This is a genomic window from bacterium SCSIO 12827 (genome assembly GCA_024397995.1).
Lineage (GTDB): Bacteria > Pseudomonadota > Alphaproteobacteria > Rhodospirillales > Casp-alpha2 > UBA1479.
The window spans coordinates 3,638,276-3,660,698 of record CP073746.1 but is presented as its reverse complement, the minus strand read 5'-3'; the positions used below and the strand labels follow the sequence as shown (position 1 = coordinate 3,660,698).

Sequence of the window (22,423 nt, the reverse complement as noted above, 5' to 3'; positions counted from 1 at the left end):
CGCGGATGAATAGCACCGAACGGGGCGCTAGGCGATACGCCGCAGGACGGCCGCGAAAAACCCGTCCATGCCGCCGATTTCCGCCGCCATGCAGGGCAGGGTGCGCAACCATCCTTCCGGCGACAGCATGTCCGGTGTGACGCCCGATTCGCCGGCTGTCGCCGGCTCGGTCTTGAAGTCGGCCTGTCGGCTCAGGAACGCCCGAACGCGCTCGGGCCCTTCCTCGGGCTGTAGGGAACAGGTCGCGAAAACCAGCACGCCGCCGGGGCGGACCCATCCGGCCGCCCGGGTCAGCAAGCGGTCCTGCAGGTCGGCCAGCTTGGCCGTGTCCTCTGGCCGCTTCAGATGGGGCAGGTCCGGGTGGCGGCGGATCGTTCCCGTGGCCGAACAGGGGGCGTCCAACAGGATTGCGTCGAAGCGGGTGGGGGCGTCCCAGGAAAGGGCGTCGGCGGCCACGGTTTCCACCTGAAGCGCCAGGCGGTCCAGATTGCGGACAAGGGTTTCCAGGCGCTTTTCCGAGCGGTCAAGGGCGGTCACCCGGGCACCCGCCGCCGCCAATTGCGCCGTCTTGCCGCCGGGTGCGGCGCATAGGTCGAGAATACTCAGGCCCGCGACATCGCCCAACAACCGTACGGGCAGGGCCGCTGCCCGGTCCTGTACCCACCAGGCACCGTCGGCAAATCCGGGCAGTTCGGGCACGGGTGCCGCATCGGTCAGGCGCAGGTTGCGGTCCGACAAGGCCGTGCCGCCCAGGCGTTCGGCCCAGTCCGCGGCATCGTCCTTGACCGTGATGTCGAGAGGGGCCGAGGTCAGGTGGCTTTCCGCGATGGCGCGGCAGATATCGGGGCCGTAGGCGGCCTCCCAGGCCTGCCACAGCCAGTCCGGCGTGTTGAGCCGGGCCGCGTCCTGTCCGGCCAGGGCGGCGGCGGCCTCGCGCTGAAGGCGGCGCAGCACCGCGTTGACCAGCTTGGCCAGGCGTCCCTGGCCGCGTGCGCGGGCCAGGTCCACGGCCGTGTCCACGGCGGCATGGTCGGCCGTGCCCGTGAACAGCAGTTGCGCGGCGCCCAGCCGCAGGATGTCCTGGGCCGTGCGGGCGCTTGCCGGCAGGGGCTTCTCCAGGCAGGAAGCAATCAGCGTGTCGATCTGGCCCCGGCGGCGCAAGGTCGTGGCGACCAAATTATGGGCAAAAGCGCGCCCGCGCGGGTCGAGCGCCGCGAAGGCACCACCGGTCATTTGCTGGTCGAGGGCCTGCTTGCGGCGAATCACGCCCTGCAACAGGTCGAGGGCCGCCGCGCGGGCATCCGGGCTGTCATGGTTCATGCCCCGGTCATGCCAGGGTGGCGCGGGGCGGGCAAGGGGATTCAACCACGGCCTTGGCGGGCGGGCAGAGATCCCGCTAAACTGCGGCCATGACCGACGACAACGACAGCAAGCGCGTTCAACGCTTGGAACGGGCGCGGGCCTTTCTCGCGGCCGGGCGTACACAGATCGACCCCCGTCTGCAACCGGCACCCCAGGCCGCTTCCCAGGCACCCACCGCCGAGGGTGCGGACGGTGTCAAGGCCGCACGCCCGGACCCCACCCGCTTCGGTGATTGGGAAAAGAACGGCCGCTGCATCGATTTTTGATCCGCTTCCGAACCGTCCACGATCCCGCGGGCTGCCGGGGGCTTGCTCTTGGCGCGCCGGTGGGACATTCTATGCCCTGATCGGGCGAGGACGGAGACGCGGACGCCGGTGATCGCCGCACGTTCGCGCCGCAATACAAAGAATTCAGAAATGGGTCTTCTCAAGGCACTGTTTGGGTTGGGCGGGACCAAAGCCAAAAAGAAATCCCGCCGCAAAGGGAAACGGGTCGGCGGCGGCTTTGTGCCGACCGAAATGTCGGGCTCGGCGGCCAGCATCGTGCTGACCGATATCGACGGTGCCGGCGGCGACAAGATTACCGAAAGCCTGGCCGACATCTTCGGCGCCATTTCCGACGTCGCCGTCTACCGCCGGACCCAGGCGATCAAGCTCAATCCCAAGGCCCCCCTGCTCAGCGCTCTGCAGGAAGGGGTCCGCACGGGTGCGGAATGGTTGCGCGAGGAAGAGGCGGACCTTTTGGTCTGGGGGGCCACGGTCGACCTCGGCACAGCGGTCGAACTGCGCTTTCTGCCCGTGGGGGCGGCCGAAGGGGCGGCCAGCACGTTCGGGCCGCTTGATCACCTGACCCTGCCGATCCCCATGCCGCGCGATCTGTACAAACTGATCCTGGTGTCGGCCATGGGCGCGCTGTTGCCCGTGCACCGGGGGGCACGCAAGAAACTGGCGAGCGTGCTTGAGGGCGAGATGAAGGATTTGGAGAAGGTCTGGGACAGCCCGCCGCATCTGGAACCGCCGCATCTGGCGTCCTGCCTGACCTGCTATGGCAATGTCTGCCTGTCCTTGTGCCGGGTCGGCGCCAAGAAGTACCTGGCCAAGGGGTTGAAGGCTTATCAGGAAGCGGTCAAAACGATCGACAAGTCGCAGGACCTGCTGCAATGGGCCTTGGCGCAGAACCATTTCGCCGATGGCCTGCAAATGAAATCGACCCAGGATGCGGATCCGGACGCCCTGGCCGCCGCAGCGGCGGCCTACCGCGAGGTCGCCGATGCCCTCGGCCGCGACAATTACCCCAACGAATACGCGCTCGCGCTGATCAACACGGCCATGGTGCTGTACAAGATCGGCAACAAGGAAACCACGCCGGCGCGGCTCAAGGAATCGGCCCAGGCCTTTGAAAGTGCTCTGGCCGCCTTTGACGTGGAACTGAATCCCGGGCGCTGGGCCGAGGCCATGAACGGCTACGGCACGGTCATGCTGGCCCTGGCCGAACGGGCCCAGGGCCCGGAACTGGCGGCCAAGGCGGTCGATGCCTTCAAACAGGCGTTGGACGTGCGCAAGAAGGAATTGGTGCCGCTGTTGTGGGCGCAGACGGCGAACAACTTAGGAGCCGCCTGCTTCGCCCTGGCCAAGCGGCAACCGTCACCGCAGCTGGTCGCCGATGCGCAGAAATACTTTTCCGGCGCGTCGGAAATCTATCGTGCCGCCGGCAACCAGAAGCGGGTCATCGTCATCGAAAAAAATCTGCAGCGCGTGAAGCAGATGGCCAGAGGGGCCTGACGCCCCCCTGGCCCACCGCTTAGTCGTCGGTCGCGACGGCCAGTTTGCCGGTCACCCCGTGTTTGTCGATCAGGTTCTGCACCAAACCGCTCGTGATCGCCTCGGCGATGAAAGCCTGCACAACGGCCTTCAAGGCGGGCTTGCCATGGCGGGTGCCGATGGCCTGTTTGACCGCCGTGTAGCGGCCCGGCAGCAACCGCGTGCCCGGCATGTCCTTGGCGTTGTCGCGCAAGGCCGGGACCAGCCCAGCCAGGGCGTCCAGCTTTTCCCGCTTGAACAGCTCGAAGGCGCCGGGCAGGCCCTTGGCGCGATGCAGTTCGGCGTTCTTCAAAGTACGCGAAAGATAAAGGTCATAGGCCGCCCGTTCGGAGACGGCGATCTTCACGCCGGGTGCGTCCACGTCCTCGACCTTCTGGAAAGGCGAGGCATCGGGGACCAGATAGGTCGCCTCGATCTGCACATAGGCATTGCAGAAATCGATGACCTCGGCCCGTTTGGGTTCGATGGCGATCAGGCCGATGTCCCATTCGCCCCGCTCGGCGGCGTCGGCGACCTCGCCCGGCGTGGCGAAGGTGTTGAATTTCACCTTGATGCCCAGCTTTTCGGCGATGGCCGCGGCCATGTCGGGGGCGATGCCCTCGGGGTCGCCGTTGGCCTTTTTGCCGGTGACCAGAAGGATGTTACCCAGGTTGATTCCGACCTGCAGGACCGTGGGGTCCAGCAGGTCGGCGATGGCGTCTTTCGTCATGTTCCGTCCCTTTGAGTGTTTTCTGTAGGTTGATGGGCCCGGCGGCGGCGCCGGGCGGTCCCGGACGATGCGCGATCCGGCCCTGGAAATCAATAAATGCCAGGCAATCGGCGTCGTCGTGCCCGGCCAGATGCAAAAAAAGGGGGCGGAACCCGAAGGTTCCGCCCATGCAAGGAGGAAGGAAACGAATGTGGCGTAAACGCCGTCCCGGGCGCGGGCCAGTCAGGCGGACTGGCGCTGATTCCGGGCCAGGCGCGCGTCCACCGTGGCGACGATTTCGTCGATTTCGGGATTGGCCATGCCGAGCGAGCGGCCGATCAGCTGAACCAGCCTATCGACCCGTTCGATCACCGGTGATCCGGCGGCCACGGCGCGGGCCACGGACGACGGCTTTGCCAAGTTTTCCGCCGCATTGGCGTATTTTTCGAACGGCACGGCGTCGGCCGGATCGGCGCCCAGGTTGCGGGCGATGGCGTCCACGTGTTGGTAGATCATACGCGACTTGCCCAGGTTTTCGTGCACCGCATCGCGGATTGGGCGGACATCGTCCCGCGTCACGCAGCGGTAATTTCCGGTCAGCAGCATTGACCATTTCGCAAGCGGCACGAAAATCGAATCAAAGGCTTTCAACTTGACCGGTACGTCCGACCGGCCGACCCGCACGGCGGCGATGTCCGCGTCCAGGCGGTCGAGCAGCTTGTTGGCGTCGCGGTCGCCGAAGCGCGCGGCCTTGAAGTTGGTCGGCAGGCCCACGTGCAAGACATTCGCCCCTTCTTCCGGCGGGCGGAAGGCTTGGGGATCGGGGCTGCACAGCGTCATCAAGTCGGGCTCGAAACGGTCCCAGACCCGGGGGTTGGTATAGGCGGTTTCCAGCTTGCCCGTGTCCAGGCCGGGAATGCGTTTGAGGAACGGCAGCGGCGGCATGTTCATGATCGAAAGACAGGGAATGCCAGCGTCGGCGATGCGGATCAAGAGGGTGCGCAGCGAATGGGCGGAATACTGCGGCTCCTGCATGGCCAGGCCGACCAGGTCATAGGCCCCGGCGGCGACGTTTTCCGGCGTCTGGGCGTCAAGGCGGCCGGGCAGGTCCTTGGAGCGGAAGGTGCGGTGCGTGTCCTCGCCCTTCAGGCGGATGCGGACTTCCGTGCCTTTTTCATTGATCAGTTTGGCCGTTTCCTCGCGGCAGACCAGGGTTGCGTTGTGGCCGGCCATCAACAGTTTGGTGCCCAGCAGGGAGCCGTAGGAAGCGCCAAGAATGAGAATGTTATGTGCCATGTGGGGTCTCCTCAGATGTCTTTGCTTTCCACCGTCGCCCCTGCAAGAGGACGATGTTTCAGGCGAGACCCTACGCTTGGTATACCACGAAATCACGATTTATCGGGTTTATGTGTTATTTGTATTGGCAACATTCTTAGTTAAATGTAAATTTGTTAATATCTGAGTTAAAAGCGGAACACGGTCATGCGCATGCGCAAAACCCTGGTCGGGCCGCGGTTGCGCCAGTTGCGCCGCGAGCACGGTCAGACCCAGGCGGAAATGGCGTCGGCGCTGGGCGTTTCGACCGCTTATGTGAACCTGCTGGAAAACAATCAGCGCTCGCTGTCCGTGACCATGCTGATGTCCTTGTCCGACGCCTATGGCGTTGACTGGCGCGACCTGATCCAAGACGAAAGTTCGACCCAGCTGGCCGATCTGCGCAACATGCTGCAGGACCCGCTGTTCGGCGGCGACCAGCCCGACCTGCAGGAACTGCGGGCCGCCATCGACCACGCGCCCCGGCTGGTCGATCATTTCCTGCATCTCTACCGCAATCACCGAAACGCGCTTGAGAACATGATGCGGCTGGGCAGCGAGGGGATGCCGGCGGACCTGCTGTCGTCGACGCCGGAGCGCATCATCCATGATTTTTTCCGTGACCATTCCAACCACTTCCCCGACCTGGAGGCGGCGGCGGAACGCCTGCGTGCCGCCACGCCTTGCGAGGTCGATAACGTTTATGCCGTGTTGAAGGGCCGGTTGATGCGCGTGCACGGGTTGGAAGTGCGGATCGCCTCCATCGAGGACATGGGACAGGCGCTTCGCATCCACGACGAGGCGACGTCGATCGTTCGTCTGTCGGAAGCCCTGGATCATCAGAACCGGGTGTTCCAGTTGGCCCATGTGCTCTGTCTGGTCGAACTGCCGGGGATTTTGGCAAAGCTCACGGACGGCAGCGCCCTCAGCTCCGAAACCGCCGTGGCGCGCTGCCATGTCGAACTTGCCAACTATTTCGCGGCCGCCTTCCTCATGCCCTACGGCCCGTTTTTCGAGGCGGCGGAGGAAACCCGCTATGACGTCGACCGCCTGGCGGCCGCCTTCGGCGTGTCGTTCGAACAGGTTTGCCATCGCCTGACGACGTTGCAACGCGACGGGGCCAAGGGGGTGCCGTTCTTCTTCCTGCGCGTTGACAAGGCGGGCAACGTGACTAAGCGGTTCAATTCGACGTCCTTCAACATCGCCGATTACGGTGGCGCCTGCCCGGTGTGGAACATCCATACCTCGTTCCGCACGCCGGGCGTTATTGTCCCGCAGTTCGTGGAATTGCCGGATGGGGAACGATTCTTCACCATGTCGCGCACGACCGAACGGCCCGTGTTCTCGCGCGACACCCAAGATCGCCGCCTGGCTCTGTCCCTGGGTTGCGAGTTGAAACACGCCCATCGCCTGGCCTATGCCGCCCCCTTCAACAGCCGAGATGATGAGCTGTTCGCGCCCATCGGCATCAATTGCCACCTGTGTCCGCGCAAGAACTGCTCACAGCGCGCCCATCAGCCGCTGTTGATGGATCTCCCCATCGACACCAACCGCCGCGGCAACACGCGCTACGAAAGCTGATCACCGGGCTTTCGTGTCATCACAATGTGATTAGACATTTCATCCGCGCGGGCGGAACATCACCGCAATCTCATCTTCAAATTGCGGAGGATCGCCCCATGGCGAACATCAACGTCAACGGTAAGGCCGTCACGGTCGATGTCGATGGCGCCACGCCCCTGTTGTGGGTGTTGCGCGAATACCTGGACCTGACGGGTGCGAAATACGGCTGCGGCATCGCTGCCTGCGGCGCCTGCACCGTCCATGTAAACGGCGAGGCCGTGCGCGCCTGCGCCCTGCCGCTGGAGGCCGTCGCGGCCACGGACAAGATCGTCACCATCGAAGGCCTGTCGCCGGATGGCAGCCATCCGGTGCAGAAGGCCTGGTTGGATCTCGACGTGCCGCAATGCGGCTACTGTCAGACCGGCATGATCATGGCGGCGGCGGCGCTGCTCGCGAAAAACCCCAAGCCTTCGGACGCCGACATCGACGCCGAGATGTCCAACATCTGCCGCTGCGGCACCTATCAGCGCGTACGCGCCGGCATCCATCAGGCCGCCGGCCAGAAAGCGTAAGGGGAGGAACGGACATGACGATATCGATGAACGTTTCGCGGCGCACCTTCATGGCGGGGGCTGGGGCCGCCGGCCTGATCCTGGGCTTCCGCGTGCCCTTGGGCAGTGGCGGCGGGACCGCCCTGGCCGGGGCCGGACAGAGGGACGAGATCAACGCCTGGGTCGTGGTGCAGCCGGATGAGACTGTGGTCATTCGCATCGCGCGCTCGGAAATGGGGCAGGGCACTTTGACGGGGCTTGCCCAATTGGTCGCGGAGGAACTGGATTGCGACTGGGCCCGTGTGACCACGGAATATCCCACGCCGGGCACCAACCTTGCGCGCGGCAAGGTGTGGAAAAGCTTCGCAACGGGCGGCAGCCGGGGCATCCGGGGGTCCCACGATTACGTGCGCGAAGGCGGCGGCGCCGCGCGCCTGATGCTGGTGACGGCGGCGGCGAATGCCTGGGGTGTCGCCGCTGGCGACTGCACCACCGCCAAGGGCGTCATCACCCACGGCGCCACGGGCCGCACGACGACCTACGGTAAGGTTGCCGAGGCCGCCGCCAAGCTGCCGGTGCCAGAGACCGTCGCCCTGAAGGACCCCAAGGATTGGACCATCGCGGGGAAACCGCTCAAGCGTCTCGACACCGCCGACAAGCTGACGGGCAAGCAGGTTTACGGCACGGACCTGAAGCTGCCCGGAATGCTCAACGCGGCGATCCGTCAATACCCCCTGTTGGGGGCCAGGCTGAAATCCTTCGATGCATCGAAGGTGATGGGCATGCCCGGGGTTAAGAAGGTGGTGGCCGTCGGTGATGACGCCGTCGCCGTGATCGCCGACAAATGGTGGCAGGCCAAGACGGCGATCGACGCCCTGCCCATCGAATGGGACGACGGCCCCCACGCCAAGGTCGACAGCGCCGACATCGCGGCCATGGTCGCCGAGGGCCTGGATGCCAAGGACGCCTTCGTCGCCAACGAGGTCGGCGACGTCGACGCGGCCATCGCCGGCTCGGTCAAGCAGGTGCAGGCGACCTATTCCTACCCGTTCCAGCACCACGCGACCATGGAGCCTATGAACGCCACGGCCTTGTGGACGGCGGACCGCTGCGAGGTCTGGTGTCCGACCCAGAACGGGGAATCGGCGCTCGACGCCACGGCTGAGGCGGCGGGCCTGCCCGCCGACAAATGCGATGTTTACAAGACGCTGCTGGGCGGCGGTTTCGGGCGGCGGGGTGCCGGCCCGGTTCATGACTACCTGCGCCAGGCGGTCCTGATCGCCAAGCAGATGCCGGGCACGCCGGTGAAACTGCTGTGGACCCGGGAAGAGGACATGACCCACGGCGCCTACCACCCGATCACCCAATGCCGGATGACGGCCGGGCTCGACGACAAGGGCGAGATAACGGGGCTGCGCGTGCGCATATCCGGGCAGTCGATCCTGGCCGGCATCATGCCGGGGCGGCTCAAGGGCGGGATGGATCCGGTCACCTTCCAGTGCCTGGGGCCTAAGGGCGACCACGCCATCAGCTATGGTTTCCCCGCCCTCAAGGTCGATCACGCCATGCGCAACCCGCACCTGCGCCCGGGCTTCTGGCGCGGAGTCAACGCCAACCAGAACGTCATCTACCTGGAATGCTTCATGGACGAACTGGCTCATATCGCGGGCCAGGACCCGCTTACGTTCCGCTTGAAATACATGCAGGACCATCCGAAAAGCCGGGCCGTTCTGCAGGCCGTGGCGGATAAGGCCGGCTGGGGCACCCCGGAGGCCAAGGGCGTGTTCCGGGGCCTCGCCCATTGTACGGCCTTCGCCAGCTATGTCGCCGCCTGTGCCGAAGTTTCGGTCACGCCCGACGGTACGGTGAAGATCCACCGCATCGTCGCGGCCACGGATTCCGGCCATGCCGTCAACCCGCAGCAGATCGCGGCCCAGGTCGAAGGGTCCTTCGTCTATGGCCTGTCGGCCATGTTGATGGGTGAATGCACCGTGAAAGACGGTCGGGTCGAACAACAGAACTTCGATACCTACGACGTCATGCGCATGAAGGACATGCCCAAGGTCGAAGCCCTGGTCATGCCGTCAGGCGGGTTCTGGGGCGGGGTCGGCGAGCCGACGATTGCGGTCGCGGCCCCTGCCGTGCTTAACGCCATCTTCGCCGCTACGGGTAAACGCATCCGCGATTTCCCGCTGAAAAAAGCGGGCCTGCGCATGGCGTAAGCAAGGGGCGTGCGGCACTCGGTAATCTGTTTGTCCAGTAGCGGCGTATCCGCCGTTCTGGTATATTAGAAGCGACTGAAAAAGGCAGTGCCTTACGAGCGCCGCCAACGCGCGGACAGGCTGCGTCCGGTGAAACAGCACAAACCTAAGCCGCATTTTTCCATGTCAACTCGGCAGGGAAATTTTTCGTGCCTGGACGGCCCATGTTCGATCAACCAACCAACGGAGGTTTGAAATGTCTAATTTCAATGGCCGGCTCGGTCTTATGGCAGTGGCCTTTACGGCGATTGCCTTGGGTGTGGCGGTTTCATCACCTGCATCCGCGCAAGAGATCCGGGATGAAAAGCAATGCCTTCAGGTGATGACGGACACGGCCCAAGCAGTTGACGAGAATCCAGCCGTCGAAGGCAAGTCCGAGGAAATCCTGCTGAAAGTCATGGAGCTGGCGAAACAGCGCTGCAAGGAAAAGCAGTTCGATAACGCCAAGGACCTGCTGCTTCTGGTCCGGACCATGGTTGCGGCCGAATAGGCGCGGGCCGATTGATCAGACAAAAAAAGGCGGGACCTGATCACGGTCCCGCCTTTCTTGTTTCAGTGATTGGTGCCCCCCTTGCCGGGCGGCCTTACGCCGGTGAGGGCACGAACGCAGGCCCCAGGGGGACCAGACGAACGCCCGCGCGCAGATGCCGGTAGGGATATTCCCTGGGGTCGACGATATGCGCCCCTGGGGCCACGGCAACCAGGGTTGCGGCAGCGATAGGGTCGAAATCGGCGCGGAAGTGGCAGGTGCTTTTCAGAACCAGGATTTTCTGCTCCGTGGGCTCGATGCCGATGTGTTTGAAGATGTCCTGATCGTAGGCCTGCATGCGCTTGCTGGTGGTCACTACAGACACGCCGCCGATCTTGAGGACCGCGGCCGGGCCGATGTCAATGCGGCGGCCGGGGATGCTCCGCCCCGTGGTCGTGAACCGGCCGTCGCTCAACGCCGCGACCTCGAAGGTGCCGTGGAACGGCTTGTCACCCGGTATCGAATGTTTGCCGCCCAGATCCAGGGTCACGGTCGCGCCGACCCCGGCTTCGGTCGCGGCCTTGGCTGCCTCCGGATCCCACATCACGCACATGGCGGCCCCCTGGGCATCGTGTCGCACCAGGGCCGCCAGCATGCCCGTGGTGTCGCAGGTCCCGCCGGCGCCGGGATTGTCCTGGGTGTCGGCGATGATGATGGGCGCCGATGCTGTTTGCGCCAATTCCATGGCCTTGGTCACAGCTTCGTCTGGTGTCATCAGGGGTTCGGCGAAATCCGCTTCTCGGTCCATCACCATGGCCTCCAGCATGTCGGCGGCGCGGTCGGCGGCCTCCTGGGTGCGGGCATGGCAGACGATGGCAGGGCCGCATTCGTCAAGATCGGACGGCGGGAAACCGGCGGCATAACACAGGTTCAGAATGTCGCCGCCCTCGGCGGCAACGGAGGCCTCGATGATCGCCTTGGTCGGCTCGATCAGGGTGCATTGGAAATTCAGCGGCAGCAGAAACGGAATGCGACGCAGGGCCTTGCCCCGGGGGATGCCTTCCTCAAGCACGCGCATCAGGATCCGCGCCGACCGCGCGCCGGTATGCTGGCGGTCGATGTGCGGGTAGGTCAGATAGATGGCGACGCCGTCGATATTGTCGACCATCTGCTGCGTCAGGTTGACGTGATAGTCGAGTGAGATGACAAGCGGCACGTCCGGGCCGATGCAGGCCCGCACGCGGCGGAGCACCTCGCCTTCCGCGTCGGGGAACGTTTCCGAACACATGGCGCCGTGCAGGTCTAGATACACCGCATCCACGGGCATGGCTTGGGACAGCATGCCGACCAGTTCGCCGACAATGCGCTCGAAGCAATCGTCGGTGATATAGCCGCCGGCACCGGCATGGCCCCAGATCAGGGGGACAAGCTCATGGGACGGGTCGATGGTGTCGAGAAAGCCTGACATGCCGAACGACCCGCCTTTGGTACGCTCGATGATTTGCGCGCGCCGTGCCAACGGCGGGAACTCGCCGCCCCGGGCGTAATAGTCATAGTCGGTTCGCATGGGCACGAAGCAGTGCGTTTCATGCAGGAAACCGCCGATCGCGATGCGGGCCATAGATGCCTCCCTTGTTCATAGCGGCCGGGCGCCGCTGTTCTTTTCTACGCTGGCTGCCTGGACCTGAGAAGCCCAACCCGGCCCGACGCAGAAAAAAGGCGGGACCAAACGGCCCCGCCTTTCTTGTTCGGATGGTAATCGGTGCTTAGTGAATTCTGTTCTGGCGGTTGTTGACCAGATCATCCACCACGGCCGGGTCGGCCAGGGTCGAGGTATCACCCAGGTTGGAGAAATCGTCCTCGCCGATCTTGCGCAGGATGCGGCGCATGATCTTGCCCGACCGCGTCTTGGGCAGGCCCGGTGCCCATTGCAGCCAGTCGGGGCTGGCGATGGGTCCGATTTCCTTGCGCACCCATTGCACCAGTTCTTTCTTCAACTCGTCCGACGGCGTCTCGCCGGCGTTGAGCGTGACATAGGCGTAGATGCCCTGACCCTTGATGTCGTGGGGTGCGCCCACGACGGCGGCCTCGGCGACCTTGGGATGGGCGACGAGCGCGCTTTCGACCTCGGCCGTCCCCATGCGGTGGCCGGACACGTTGATGACGTCGTCGACGCGGCCGGTGATCCAGTAATATCCGTCCGCGTCGCGGCGGCAGCCGTCACCGGTGAAGTACTTGCCCTTGTAGGTGGCGAAGTAGGTGTCTTCGAACCGCTTGTGGTCGCCGTAGACGCTGCGCATCTGGCCCGGCCAGCTTTCGATGATGCAGAGATTGCCTTCGGTCGCCCCTTCGAGCGGGTTGCCGTCGGCATCGACGATCTGCGGCTGGACGCCGAAGAAGGGCCGCGTCGCCGACCCCGGCTTCAGCGCCGTCGCACCCGGCAGCGGGGTAATCATGATGCCGCCGGTTTCCGTCTGCCACCAGGTATCGACGATGGGGCAGCGGCCGTCGCCGACCACGTTGTAATACCACAGCCAGGCTTCCGGGTTGATCGGCTCCCCGACCGAGCCCAGCAGGCGGATCGATGAGCGCGAGGTCTTCTTGACCGGGCCGTCGCCGTCGCGCATCAGGGCGCGGATCGCCGTCGGGGCCGTGTAGAAGATGTTGACCTGATGCTTGTCGCAGACTTCCCAGAAGCGGGACATGGACGGGTAGTTGGGCACGCCTTCGAACATCAGCGTGGTCGCCCCGTTGGCCAACGGGCCATAGACGATATAGCTGTGGCCCGTGACCCAGCCGACGTCGGCCGTGCACCAGTAAATTTCCCCGTCGTGATAATCGAACACGTATTGATGGGTGATCGAGGCATAGACCATGTAGCCGCCGGTGGTGTGCAGCACGCCCTTGGGCTTGCCGGTCGAGCCCGAGGTATAGAGGATGAACATCGGGTCTTCCGCGTTCATTTCCTCGGGCGCGCAATCGGCCTCGGCGGCGGCGGTCGCCTCCTCGTACCACACGTCGCGGCCCTCGACCCAGTTGATGTCCGCACCCGTGCGCTTGACCACGAACACCGTGTCGACGCCGCCGCATTTTTCGATGGCGGCATCCGTGTTGACCTTGAGCGGGATCGGCCGGCCGCCGCGGATGCCTTCGTCGGCGGTGATGACGCAGTTGGATTTGCAATCCTCGATGCGGCCCGCGAGCGCGTCCGGCGAAAACCCGCCGAACACGATGGAATGGATGGCGCCGATGCGCGTGCAGGCCAGCATGGCATAGGCCGCTTCCGGCACCATGGGCATGTAGATGGTGACCACGTCGCCCTTTTTGATGCCGCGCGCCTTCATGGCGTTGGCCAGGCGGCAGACGTGTTCGTGCAGTTCCTTATAGGTGATCTTGGCGTCGTCCTTGGGGTCGTCGCCTTCCCAGATGATGGCGACCTGGTCGCCGCGCGTGGCCAAGTGCCGGTCGATGCAGTTGACCGAGGCATTCAGGCTGCCGTCTTCGTACCACTTGATGGAGACGTTGCCGTAGTCGTAGCTGACGTTCTTGACCTTGGTGTAGGGCTTGATCCAATCCAGACGCTTGCCCTGCTCGCCCCAGAAGGCGTCCGGGTCGTCGACGGATTGCTTGTACATTTCCAGGTATTGGTCGTTGGTGCACAGCGACGCCTTGGCAACGGCGTCGGGTACCGGAAACAATTGATCTTCAGACATGACGGTAGAAACCTCCCAATATTGCGCGCGGCAAGCGCCGCTTTTTTGGCGCGGGGCTGGTCTGCGTCCCGCCCGATCTTGCTCCCTGCGTCGGCCGGCGGTTGCTTGAGCTTGATTGCGCCGGCCGTGCCGTGTGCCGTTTCCCCGGAGCCGGGATTGTTCCTCCCGGGTTTCCCCCTGCGGTCTCGAATGGTATGGCGAAATCTCGCCCGAGAACAAGGTATAGCGCCCCGGAAGTCGGTTGGGCGATTCGTTGGATAGGGAAAAATTAGGGATCGCGCAAGTGCGTGGCGGAAATTTTTCTTTATTTACAAGGGCGTCAATCGATATTGAAAATATTTACAACGCCGTTCACGACACGCGCGTCAATCGGCGTCAGGCCGCGTCCGACGCAGGGGCCGGCGACGCAATGGCCGTCTTCGATGCGGAACAAGGCACCATGCGTGGCGCAGAGGATGTATTCCCCGTCCCGGGTCAGAAACCGCCCCGGCCACATGTCCAGCGGCGTGCCGACATGGGGGCAGGAATTGACATAGGCGAAGACCGTATCGCCCTGGCGGATCGCCATGACCAGTTTGCCGGCGATCTCGAACCCGGCCGAGCCGCCGTCGGCGATATCGTCCAATGGGCAGAGGGCGTGTTCGGTCATGATGCTCTCGGGTCGGGTCTCGGTCGCGTTATTCGGCGGGGATGGTGCGCTTCCAGCGCTTGATGACCGTGCTTTCGAACAGGCCTGCCTTGGCATAGGGGTCGCCCTTGGCGAAGGCCTCGGCGGCGGCGCGGTCCGCCACGTCGATCACCAGCATGCTGCCGATCATGGCCTCGCCGTCGTCGGACTGCATGGGCCCGGCGGTGACGAGGATGTCCTTCTGGGACTTCAGGTATTCCAAGTGATCCGGGCGGATGCTCTGACGCATATCGACATGGCCGGGCTTGTCGATGGCGAACACGATGTAATGCATGGGACGATCCTTTTGGCTGACGTTTCTTGGGGCAGGGGGCAGGGGCAGGGGGCAGGGGCAGGGGGCAGGGGGCTCACAATTCCTTGGTGAATGGGCGGGCAAGCAGGCTTTCGATCATGCGGTCGATGTCCTTGCCGTGATTGACGATGGCGTTGACGGCGGTGCAGATCGGCATGTCGACGCCAAGCCGCCCGGCCAGTTCGATCACCGCGCGGGCGGAAAACACGCCCTCGGTCACGGCCTTGCGTTCGCCCAGAATATCGGCCAGCGGCCGCCCCTGGCCGAGCGCCACGCCCAGGGAAAAATTACGCGACTGCAGGGCGTTGCAGGTCAAGGTCAGGTCGCCGATGCCGCACAGGCCCATCAGGGTTTCCGCCTGCGCCCCCTTGGCCAGGCCGAGGCGCACGATTTCGGCCAGGCCCCGGGTGATCAGGGCGGCGCGCGTGTTGTCGCCCATGCCCCGGCCCTGCACGATGCCGCAGGCGATGGCCAGGATGTTCTTCACCGCTCCGCCGACCTCGGCGCCGATCGGGTCTTCCGAACGATAGGGCCGGAAGCGCGGCGTGCCGATGGCCTGAATGAACTGTTCCGCCAGCTTGCCGTCGTCGGATGCCAGGGTCACGGCGGAGGGAATTTCCTGGGCAACCTCGATGGCGAAGGTCGGCCCGGACAAAACGGCCTGCGGGGCGGCGGGCAGGGTTTCGGCGACGACCTCGGTCATCAGCTTGCAGCTGCCGTTCTCGATCCCCTTGGCGCAGATCAGCACCGGCGCCTTGAACGGCTTGGCGGCCGACATGGCCAGGGTCACCGGGCGCATGAACTGCGCCGGGGCGACCAGAATCGCCGCTTCGGCGCCGTCGATGGCGGTCGCCATGTCCGACGTCGCCTCGATGGCCGGGTCCAGCGTCACGCCGGGCAGGTAGGGGTTCTGATGGCTTGAATTGATCTCGGCGGCCACATCGGGTTCGTGGGCCTGCAGGATCACCGAACGGCCCGCCCGGCGGGCGACCATGGCAAGCGCCGTGCCCCAGGCACCGGCGCCGATGACGGCGAAACGTTCCATGGCGACTCTTTTATAGGCCGGGCCGGGGGCTGGGAAGAGGGAGATGGCGCATTCTTGTTCCTTATGCCTTGACCCCGGCACCGATGGCCTTGGGCGCATCGGGGTCAAGCGGCCAACGCGGGCGCGGGCGGAAGTCGAGCCCGTCCGTCAGGCCCAGGCGAAAGCGTTCGACCCCGGCCCAGGCGACCATGGCGCCGTTGTCGGTGCACAGCGCCGGGGCGGGCACGGCGAAACCCAGCCCCCGGTCCGCCGCCAGAGCCTGCAATCGTGTGCGGATCGCCTGGTTGGCGGCGACCCCGCCGGCGACGACCAGGGTCCGGCCCGCCGGATGTCTTTCCAGAAACATGTCGATGGCCCGGCCCGTGCGTTCGGCCAGCACGTCGGCGACCGCGGCCTGGAACGAGGCGCAGAGGTCGGCGATGTCCCGGTCCTGCATGGGGCCGGGGGGCAGGCCCTCGATCGCCATGCGCACGCGGGTCTTGAGGCCGGAAAAGGAAAAATCGCAGCCGTCCCGGCCCTTCAGTGGGCGCGGCAGCTCGAAGCGAGTCGCATCGCCCGCCTGCGCGGCCTGTTCGACCGCCGGGCCGCCGGGATAGCCCAGGCCCAGCATTTTCGCGGTCTTGTCGAAGGCCTCGCCCACGGCGTCGTCGATGGTGGTGCCGAGCCGCCGATACCTGCCCACGTCCTCGACCACCAGCAGTTGGCAATGGCCGCCCGACACCAGCAGCAGCAGATAGGGAAAGGGCACGTCGTCGGTCAGCCGCGCGGTGAGCGCGTGGGCCTCCAGATGGTTGACGGCGACGAAGGGCAGGCCGCGCGCCGCCGCCAGGGCCTTGCCGGTCATCACGCCGACCAGCACGCCGCCGATCAGGCCCGGCCCGGCCGTGGCGGCGACGGCGTCGATGCCGTCCCAGCCGACGCCGGACTGGTCCAGCGCCGCCTGCACCACCCGGCCGACCTGATCCAGGTGCGCGCGGGCCGCGACCTCTGGCACCACGCCGGCGAAGGGCTGGTGGTCGGCCAGTTGCTGATGCACCACGTTGGACAGCACGTCGCGCCCGTCGCTCACCACGGCGGCGGCGGTCTCGTCACAACTGGTTTCAATGCCCAGAACGCGCATGGCTATCTACATGGGTGAATTTCATGGTTGCGGCAATGGCCGGGGACTTTACTCTGTCGCCCGCCGCACAACCAAAAGGCTTTTTTGCCCGTGACCGATCCCATCGACCCGACCGACCCGAAATTCCTGCGCATCGGCACCCGCGCCAGCCCCCTGGCGCTGGCCCAGGCCCATGCGGCCCGCGACTTGATTGAGGCTGCCCACGGCAAGCCGACGCCGCTGGGGGCGACCTCGATCGTCGACCTCAAGACAACGGGCGACCTGGTGCTCGACCGGCCCTTGGCCGATATCGGCGGCAAGGGCCTGTTTTCCAAGGAAATCGACCGGGCGCTGTTGGACAATCGCGTCGATCTGGCCGTCCATTCCATGAAGGACCTGGAAACCTGGATGCCCGACGGCATCGTCATCGCCGCCGTGCTGGAACGGGAAGACCCCCGCGACGCCTTCATTTCGAATTCGCATCAATCCTTGTCCGATCTGCCCCAGGGGGCGGTGATCGGCACCGCTTCCGTGCGCCGGCAGGCGCAGCTGCTGCACTGGCGCCCTGACCTTAAATGCGTGACCTTCCGTGGCAACGTGCAGACGCGCCTCGGCAAGCTGGCCGACGGTCAGGCGGACGCGACCCTGCTTGCCTGCGCCGGGCTCAACCGCCTGGGCCGGGCCGAGGTCGTGACCCAGGCGATTGCGCCCGAAGATATGTTGCCCGCCGTCGCCCAGGGGGCGGTCGCCATCACCTGCCGCGCGGGTGACGATCGGGTGCTGGATTTATTGGCGGCCATTAATCATGCTCCGACCCTGGCCCGGGTCACGGCGGAACGCGCCATGCTCGAAGCCCTCGACGGATCCTGCCGCACGCCCATCGGCGGCCTGGCCGTGCTGTCGGATGACGGCAGCGAAATGACCCTCGACGGCCTGGTCGCCCGCGGTGACGGCAGCGCGCTGCACCGCGCCCGGCGCAGCGGCCGGACCGGGGATGCCTATCGCCTTGGCCGCGACCTGGGCGAGCAGTTGAAAGCCATGGCCGGCCCTGGATTTCTCGATGATCCCGGTCCCGGCGGCGGGAACTGAGCCGTGGCCCGAATTCTGGTTACGAGACCGGAACGGGATGCCGCGGCGACGGCGGCACGGCTTCGGGATATGGGGCACGAGGCGCTCATCATGCCCCTGATGGCGGTTCATTTCCTGCCCGGCCCCCCCCTTGATCTGGCAGGGGTGCAGGCGCTTTTGGTGACCAGCGCCAACGGGGCGCGCGCCCTTGCTGCGCGTCAGGCGGGGTCGAATATCCCTCTGCCCGTGCTGGCCGTCGGCGATGCCACGGCGCGGGCGGCCCGGGATTTGGGATTCGCGGACGTGGAAAGTGCCGGCGGCGATGTCGATGACCTGGCGCGTCTGGCGGCGGAACGTTTGCGCCCCGGGGACGGCGCCCTGCTGCATGTCGCGGGCAGCAAGGTCGCGGGCGATCTGGCGGGGATGCTGGCCCAGGCCGGATATACCTACCGGCGCAGCGTGCTTTATGACGCACGGCCCGTGGCGGCGCTGCCCCAGGCGGCCCAGGCGGTTCTCGCCGACGGCGCGGCGGGGGTTCTGCTCTATTCGCCGCGCACGGCGGCCCTGTTCCGCGATCTGGTTCTGGCCGCCGGGCTGGATGGGTTCGTCGAGAACCTGACCGCTTTCTGCCTCAGCGCCAATGTGGCCGGGCGGGCCGGTGCGGGATGGCGCCGGGTCGTGGTGGCCGCGCGGCCGACGGAACCGTCCCTGATGGATGCGGTCGTCGAATGGGCCTCAGAATAGGGCCCGGTGTCGGGCGTCGCGCCTTGCGCCGGGCGGTCCCTCAACGTACCTTGGACGACAACGACCGCCGGCCCGACAGGACCGGTTCCAACAGGATCGGCGGCGGGCCCGAATCTCAAAGCGACGCAGACCAGATGGGAGCCATCGGACCATGACCACCCCGCCGCGCAAACGCGCCAGCGCCAAACGCACCCCGGCCAAGAGCCGCTCCCAGGCATCGTCATCGGCCGCGTCGCCGAAGGATACCCAGGACGCCCCGGCGCCCCAGGCTGAGGCGCCCGAAGAAAAGGCCGCTCCGGCGGCGGAAAAGCCGAAATCCTCCACCAAGGCCGAGGCCCCGGCGGCCTTCATCCCGCCGCCGGCGCGCACGGCAAGTGCGGCGCGCGCCCTGGCCTGGTTGACCCTGGCCATCGGCGTCTGTGTCGGCACGGCGGCGTTTACCTGGCCCCAGTGGTCGCCCTATCTGGTCAAGGTGTTTCCCCATCTGGCGACGGCCGATGCCGGGCCCCCCGTGATCAACGAACTGGCCGGCCGCGTTCAGGCCTTGGAACAGGAAAAGACCGGCACCCTGCATCAGTTGGAACAGGAACGCGCCCGGTTTCAGAGTGAGTTGAAGACCCTGATGACGCGCCTGACCGAGGTCGAACAGGCCGTGGCCGAGGCCCGCAATCTGGTCAAGGCGGCCGAAGCCCCGGCCAGCACGGCAGCAGCGGCGGAATCCCTCAAGGTGCTGTCCGACCGCTTGGCCGAGCTTGAGCATGGCGGTGGGCAGGTCGGTGCCCTGGCCGCCCGGATCGAGGAAATCGAAAAGGCCAAGATCGGCGCGGGCCAAGGGGCGGCCCCCGACGTCGGGCCGGACCCGAAAGTCGCGGCGGCGCGCGACGCCATGGCCGAGCGCCTGAAGCGCCTGGAACAGGAAACCGACGGTAAGGCCGCCGATTTTGACGGTGCGGCGGCCCGTGCCATCGTCCTGGCCACGGCGCAGCTGCGCGACGCCGTGCGGGAAGGCCGGCCGTTTACCGATGACCTGGACGCTCTCAAGGTGCTTGCCGACGGCCGTCCGGCGCTTACCCAGATCCTGGGGTCCCTGACCCCCCATGCAGATCTTGGCGTCTCGACCCTGGCCGTGCTGCGCACCCGCTTCGCGACCTTGGCCGGCCCCATCGTCAACGCGGCCGATGCGGCGGAAGGTGACGGCTGGTTCGCCGAGGCGGCGGCCCGGCTGGCGTCCCTGGTCACCATCCGGCGCGTCGGCAATACCGCGCCCGACGATTCCATCGACGCCCTGGTGTCGCGGGTCGATGCTCTGCTGTCGGCGGGCGATCTGCGCTCGGCGGTTGAAGCACTCACGCTGCTGAAGGGCAAGCCGGCCGAGGTCGTTGCCCCCCGGCTGCGGTCTGCCGAGGCGCGCCTGGCGGCGGAGAAGGCTGTCGCCAATCTGCACGTCCATGCCCTGTCTCTGATCGCCCCGGCCAAGGCCGGCGGCTGAACGGGAACGAAAACATGCTCCGCGCCCTCCGCTTCCTCGCCGTCCTCGCGGTCCTGATCGCCGCGGTTCTGTGGCTGACCGACAATCCCGGCACGATCCGGGCCGAATGGCGGGGCTATCAGGTCGAAACCTCGGCCGCCCTGTTGACCGCCGTCGTGGCGTTGCTGATGGGGGCGTCGGCGGTGATCTATCGGGGCTGGATTTTCCTGCGCCGCACGCCGGGCGCCATTGCCGCTGCCTGGCGCGAACGTCGCCGTCGGCGCGGCTACGAGGCCCTGACCCGCGGCATGGTCGCCGTCGCCGCCGGCGACCCGGGGGAGGCCCGCAAACATTCCAAGCGGGCGGAGGTGCTGCTCAACGAACCGCCGCTGACCATGCTGCTGTCGGCCCAGGCGGCGCAGCTCGACGGCGACGTTAAGGCCGCTGAAGGCTTCTTCAAGGCCATGTCGGAACGGCCGGAAACGGAATTCCTCGGCTTGCGCGGCCTATTGTCGCAGGCGCTCAATAAAGGCGACCGTGACCGCGCGCTCGATCTTGCGCGCCGCGCCTACCGTCTGCGCCCGGCCAGCGAATGGGTGGCAGGGACCCTGTTTGACCTGCAGGCCCAGTCGGGCTTGTGGCTCGATGCCAGCGTAACCAATGACGAACTCGGCCGCCGCAAGCTGGTCGACCGCGCCACGGCCGAGCGGCGCAAGGGCGTGCTGGCCTTTGAACAGGCGCGTCTGGCCCAGGCCAACGGCGATCCGGCCGCCGCATTCAAGCACCTGCGCCAAGCTCATGATCTGGCGCCGGACCTGGTGCCGGCGTCGGTGCGTCTGGCTCACCTGCTGGTGATCGACGGCAAGGATCGGCGGGCCGCCGGCTTGATCGAAAAAGCCTGGATCACCGCCCCCCCTCCGGACCTTGCCCGCGAATATCTGAACGCGCGGCGGGCCGATGATGCGCTGGCCGCGGTCAAGGCCATGGAAAAACTGGCCCGGGCCAACCCGGATCATCCTGAAAGTCACCTTGCTCTGGCCCAGGCGGCCGCCGATGCGGCGCTGTGGGGCGAAGCGCGCAAACATCTGGATCTGGTGGTCACGGGGACGGGTCACGACGGCTATGTGGGCCGCGCGCTGCGCCTCTTGGCGGCGGTCGAGGAGGGTGAAGGCGAAAACCCCGCGCGGGCCCGCGATTGGTTGCTGCGCGCCGCGACGGCGGGCCCGGACAACGCCTGGGTCTGCGCCAGTTGCGGTAACGCGGCTCCGGAATGGTCCGTGACCTGTTCCAACTGCGGACAGTTCGACGGTTATTCCTGGCGCACGCCGCCGCATGCGGGGCTCCATGTCGACGCTCCGGACGGGCGTGTGGGGGCGATTCCCGACGGCGGTACGGCCCGCCTGCCGGCACCGGATGACGCCGGCGGCGCCTGAACGCCGCAGCCCTGACCCCGGGCTGCGTGTTTGAACTTGACTTGCAGGCCCGCCTGATAGAGTTTCCGCCTGGAAACGCGCCTTAGGGCCGCGTCGCCGCCTTAGCTCAGTTGGTAGAGCATCGCATTCGTAATGCGGGGGTCGGGTGTTCGAGTCACCCAGGCGGCACCATTTCCCATCATCACAGTCCATCCGGGCATTGGTGCAACCACGCGGGCGATTGTGCGTGCCGTTGAGGTTGGCTTTGAGAAGACCCTTGCTGTAATCTCCGGGCACGTGGTGATTCTACGCGCCCAATAAGACCACGAGCAGGGTAGGTTTTGTGGTGAAAACCAATTTGCACGAACGATTGGAATTATCGGACCAGGTTCCGGCAAGCTCTGACCGAGCCTTTGGCTTTGTGTTTACCGTGGTGTTCGCGCTGGTTGCCCTGTGGCTGATCCTGTTCGCCACCGTCGCTTGGGCGACAGAGGGGGCTTACCTGTCGGGCGTTGCCTCCGTTGCATTATTCGTCATCGCGCTTTTATATCCGCACCTGCTGCGGGGCCCAAACAAGGCTTGGCAGGCGGTGGGGCATTGTCTCAATAGTGTTGTCAGTCCTCTCGTAATGGGTCTGGTCTGGTTGACCGTGGTCACGCCGACAGGCGTGATCCGGCGGATGGCCGGAAAAGACTCGATGGCGCGGACGCTAGACCCAAGCGCTGAAAGCTACTGGATCCGCCGTGATCCACCGGGCCCGGCACCGACCACATTGAAAGACCAGTTTTAGGTAGGCCATGGCTTTTGTTGCTGAACTTTGGCGGTTTCTGCGCGTACGCAAGAAATTCTGGCTTCTTCCCGTATTC

General features: G+C 65.8%; 20 protein-coding genes and 1 tRNA gene. 12 read left to right on the top strand and 9 right to left on the bottom strand.

The features are described 5' to 3' along the window. Nucleotides 1-27: 27 nt before the first annotated feature. Nucleotides 28-1,320 carry a 16S rRNA (cytosine(967)-C(5))-methyltransferase RsmB gene (gene rsmB / locus KFF05_17165; protein UTW51600.1) on the bottom strand — a complete coding sequence of 431 codons (1,293 nt, stop codon included), beginning with the start codon at nucleotides 1,318-1,320 and terminating at the stop codon, nucleotides 28-30. Nucleotides 1,321-1,409: 89 nt separating this feature from the next. Here rsmB and KFF05_17160 point away from each other — a divergent pair, with 89 nt between their 5' ends. After that, a complete protein-coding gene (locus KFF05_17160) occupies nucleotides 1,410-1,628 on the top strand; it encodes a DUF1674 domain-containing protein (GenBank protein UTW51599.1) in 219 nt (72 codons plus the stop codon). Between the two features lie 150 nt (nucleotides 1,629-1,778). Then, nucleotides 1,779-3,143 (top strand): hypothetical protein, encoded by a 1,365-nt coding sequence (locus KFF05_17155; GenBank protein UTW51598.1) that lies wholly within the window; start codon nucleotides 1,779-1,781, stop codon nucleotides 3,141-3,143. A 19-nt stretch (nucleotides 3,144-3,162) separates the two neighbouring features. On the opposite strand, the gene KFF05_17150 is transcribed toward KFF05_17155, so the two are convergent. Both KFF05_17150 and KFF05_17145 read right to left on the bottom strand, forming a co-directional pair. Beyond that, nucleotides 3,163-3,891 carry a transporter substrate-binding domain-containing protein gene (locus KFF05_17150; GenBank protein UTW51597.1) on the bottom strand — a complete coding sequence of 243 codons (729 nt, stop codon included), beginning with the start codon at nucleotides 3,889-3,891 and terminating at the stop codon, nucleotides 3,163-3,165. A 222-nt stretch (nucleotides 3,892-4,113) separates the two neighbouring features. Then, nucleotides 4,114-5,166, bottom strand: coding sequence for a hypothetical protein (locus tag KFF05_17145; protein ID UTW51596.1), 1,053 nt, complete (start codon nucleotides 5,164-5,166; stop codon nucleotides 4,114-4,116). A gap of 192 nt (nucleotides 5,167-5,358) precedes the next feature. On the opposite strand from KFF05_17145, the gene KFF05_17140 reads away from it, so the two are divergent. From KFF05_17140 to KFF05_17125, 4 genes are all read left to right on the top strand, one after another. Continuing rightward, nucleotides 5,359-6,765 carry a DUF2083 domain-containing protein gene (locus tag KFF05_17140; GenBank protein ID UTW53772.1) on the top strand — a complete coding sequence of 469 codons (1,407 nt, stop codon included), beginning with the start codon at nucleotides 5,359-5,361 and terminating at the stop codon, nucleotides 6,763-6,765. A gap of 98 nt (nucleotides 6,766-6,863) precedes the next feature. Beyond that, nucleotides 6,864-7,319: a (2Fe-2S)-binding protein gene (locus KFF05_17135; protein UTW51595.1), complete on the top strand. Its 456-nt coding sequence runs from the start codon at nucleotides 6,864-6,866 to the stop codon at nucleotides 7,317-7,319. 14 nt (nucleotides 7,320-7,333) lie between these two features. Further along, the gene (locus KFF05_17130; protein UTW51594.1) at nucleotides 7,334-9,520 is read left to right on the top strand and encodes a xanthine dehydrogenase family protein molybdopterin-binding subunit; all 2,187 of its coding nucleotides are present in this window, start codon (nucleotides 7,334-7,336) and stop codon (nucleotides 9,518-9,520) included. A 235-nt stretch (nucleotides 9,521-9,755) separates the two neighbouring features. Next, nucleotides 9,756-10,049: a hypothetical protein gene (locus tag KFF05_17125; protein UTW51593.1), complete on the top strand. Its 294-nt coding sequence runs from the start codon at nucleotides 9,756-9,758 to the stop codon at nucleotides 10,047-10,049. Nucleotides 10,050-10,143: 94 nt separating this feature from the next. Here KFF05_17125 and KFF05_17120 read toward each other — a convergent pair whose 3' ends face one another. The 6 genes from KFF05_17120 to tsaD all read right to left on the bottom strand — a co-directional run bounded on the left by KFF05_17120 (nucleotide 10,144) and on the right by tsaD (nucleotide 16,886). Further along, complete coding sequence (locus KFF05_17120; GenBank protein UTW51592.1) at nucleotides 10,144-11,649, bottom strand: M81 family metallopeptidase; 1,506 nt, start codon at nucleotides 11,647-11,649, stop codon at nucleotides 10,144-10,146. Between the two features lie 145 nt (nucleotides 11,650-11,794). Further along, nucleotides 11,795-13,741, bottom strand: a complete 1,947-nt coding sequence (acs, locus tag KFF05_17115; protein ID UTW51591.1) for an acetate--CoA ligase — start codon at nucleotides 13,739-13,741, stop codon at nucleotides 11,795-11,797. Nucleotides 13,742-14,060: 319 nt separating this feature from the next. Then, the gene (locus tag KFF05_17110) at nucleotides 14,061-14,390 is read right to left on the bottom strand and encodes a Rieske (2Fe-2S) protein (GenBank protein UTW51590.1); all 330 of its coding nucleotides are present in this window, start codon (nucleotides 14,388-14,390) and stop codon (nucleotides 14,061-14,063) included. A gap of 28 nt (nucleotides 14,391-14,418) precedes the next feature. Further along, the gene (locus tag KFF05_17105) at nucleotides 14,419-14,703 is read right to left on the bottom strand and encodes a YciI family protein (protein ID UTW51589.1); all 285 of its coding nucleotides are present in this window, start codon (nucleotides 14,701-14,703) and stop codon (nucleotides 14,419-14,421) included. A gap of 73 nt (nucleotides 14,704-14,776) precedes the next feature. Continuing rightward, nucleotides 14,777-15,766 (bottom strand): NAD(P)-dependent glycerol-3-phosphate dehydrogenase, encoded by a 990-nt coding sequence (locus KFF05_17100; protein UTW51588.1) that lies wholly within the window; start codon nucleotides 15,764-15,766, stop codon nucleotides 14,777-14,779. 61 nt (nucleotides 15,767-15,827) lie between these two features. Then, the gene (tsaD, locus tag KFF05_17095; GenBank protein UTW51587.1) at nucleotides 15,828-16,886 is read right to left on the bottom strand and encodes a tRNA (adenosine(37)-N6)-threonylcarbamoyltransferase complex transferase subunit TsaD; all 1,059 of its coding nucleotides are present in this window, start codon (nucleotides 16,884-16,886) and stop codon (nucleotides 15,828-15,830) included. 126 nt (nucleotides 16,887-17,012) lie between these two features. Here tsaD and hemC point away from each other — a divergent pair, with 126 nt between their 5' ends. The 6 genes from hemC to KFF05_17065 all read left to right on the top strand — a co-directional run bounded on the left by hemC (nucleotide 17,013) and on the right by KFF05_17065 (nucleotide 22,347). Then, nucleotides 17,013-17,954 carry a hydroxymethylbilane synthase gene (hemC, locus tag KFF05_17090; protein UTW53771.1) on the top strand — a complete coding sequence of 314 codons (942 nt, stop codon included), beginning with the start codon at nucleotides 17,013-17,015 and terminating at the stop codon, nucleotides 17,952-17,954. A 69-nt stretch (nucleotides 17,955-18,023) separates the two neighbouring features. Then, nucleotides 18,024-18,677, top strand: a complete 654-nt coding sequence (locus KFF05_17085) for a uroporphyrinogen-III synthase (protein ID UTW53770.1) — start codon at nucleotides 18,024-18,026, stop codon at nucleotides 18,675-18,677. A gap of 151 nt (nucleotides 18,678-18,828) precedes the next feature. Next, the gene (locus tag KFF05_17080) at nucleotides 18,829-20,166 is read left to right on the top strand and encodes a hypothetical protein (GenBank protein ID UTW51586.1); all 1,338 of its coding nucleotides are present in this window, start codon (nucleotides 18,829-18,831) and stop codon (nucleotides 20,164-20,166) included. Between the two features lie 14 nt (nucleotides 20,167-20,180). Continuing rightward, complete coding sequence (locus KFF05_17075) at nucleotides 20,181-21,578, top strand: heme biosynthesis protein HemY (protein ID UTW51585.1); 1,398 nt, start codon at nucleotides 20,181-20,183, stop codon at nucleotides 21,576-21,578. 95 nt (nucleotides 21,579-21,673) lie between these two features. Continuing rightward, nucleotides 21,674-21,749, top strand: a tRNA-Thr gene (locus KFF05_17070). 151 nt (nucleotides 21,750-21,900) lie between these two features. Continuing rightward, nucleotides 21,901-22,347: a hypothetical protein gene (locus KFF05_17065; GenBank protein UTW51584.1), complete on the top strand. Its 447-nt coding sequence runs from the start codon at nucleotides 21,901-21,903 to the stop codon at nucleotides 22,345-22,347. The last annotated feature ends 76 nt before the right edge of the window (nucleotides 22,348-22,423 follow it).

What these genes read in the sequence shown, in the direction of transcription:
- rsmB (UTW51600.1), bottom strand. Translation starts at nt 1,320, where the DNA reads ATGAACCATGACAGCCCGGATGCCCGCGCGGCGGCCCTCGACCTGTTG.
- KFF05_17160 (UTW51599.1), top strand. Translation starts at nt 1,410, where the DNA reads ATGACCGACGACAACGACAGCAAGCGCGTTCAACGCTTGGAACGGGCG.
- KFF05_17155 (UTW51598.1), top strand. Translation starts at nt 1,779, where the DNA reads ATGGGTCTTCTCAAGGCACTGTTTGGGTTGGGCGGGACCAAAGCCAAA.
- KFF05_17150 (UTW51597.1), bottom strand. Translation starts at nt 3,891, where the DNA reads ATGACGAAAGACGCCATCGCCGACCTGCTGGACCCCACGGTCCTGCAG.
- KFF05_17145 (UTW51596.1), bottom strand. Translation starts at nt 5,166, where the DNA reads ATGGCACATAACATTCTCATTCTTGGCGCTTCCTACGGCTCCCTGCTG.
- KFF05_17140 (UTW53772.1), top strand. Translation starts at nt 5,359, where the DNA reads ATGCGCAAAACCCTGGTCGGGCCGCGGTTGCGCCAGTTGCGCCGCGAG.
- KFF05_17135 (UTW51595.1), top strand. Translation starts at nt 6,864, where the DNA reads ATGGCGAACATCAACGTCAACGGTAAGGCCGTCACGGTCGATGTCGAT.
- KFF05_17130 (UTW51594.1), top strand. Translation starts at nt 7,334, where the DNA reads ATGACGATATCGATGAACGTTTCGCGGCGCACCTTCATGGCGGGGGCT.
- KFF05_17125 (UTW51593.1), top strand. Translation starts at nt 9,756, where the DNA reads ATGTCTAATTTCAATGGCCGGCTCGGTCTTATGGCAGTGGCCTTTACG.
- KFF05_17120 (UTW51592.1), bottom strand. Translation starts at nt 11,649, where the DNA reads ATGGCCCGCATCGCGATCGGCGGTTTCCTGCATGAAACGCACTGCTTC.
- acs (UTW51591.1), bottom strand. Translation starts at nt 13,741, where the DNA reads ATGTCTGAAGATCAATTGTTTCCGGTACCCGACGCCGTTGCCAAGGCG.
- KFF05_17110 (UTW51590.1), bottom strand. Translation starts at nt 14,390, where the DNA reads ATGACCGAACACGCCCTCTGCCCATTGGACGATATCGCCGACGGCGGC.
- KFF05_17105 (UTW51589.1), bottom strand. Translation starts at nt 14,703, where the DNA reads ATGCATTACATCGTGTTCGCCATCGACAAGCCCGGCCATGTCGATATG.
- KFF05_17100 (UTW51588.1), bottom strand. Translation starts at nt 15,766, where the DNA reads ATGGAACGTTTCGCCGTCATCGGCGCCGGTGCCTGGGGCACGGCGCTT.
- tsaD (UTW51587.1), bottom strand. Translation starts at nt 16,886, where the DNA reads ATGCGCGTTCTGGGCATTGAAACCAGTTGTGACGAGACCGCCGCCGCC.
- KFF05_17085 (UTW53770.1), top strand. Translation starts at nt 18,024, where the DNA reads ATGGGGCACGAGGCGCTCATCATGCCCCTGATGGCGGTTCATTTCCTG.
- KFF05_17080 (UTW51586.1), top strand. Translation starts at nt 18,829, where the DNA reads ATGACCACCCCGCCGCGCAAACGCGCCAGCGCCAAACGCACCCCGGCC.
- KFF05_17075 (UTW51585.1), top strand. Translation starts at nt 20,181, where the DNA reads ATGCTCCGCGCCCTCCGCTTCCTCGCCGTCCTCGCGGTCCTGATCGCC.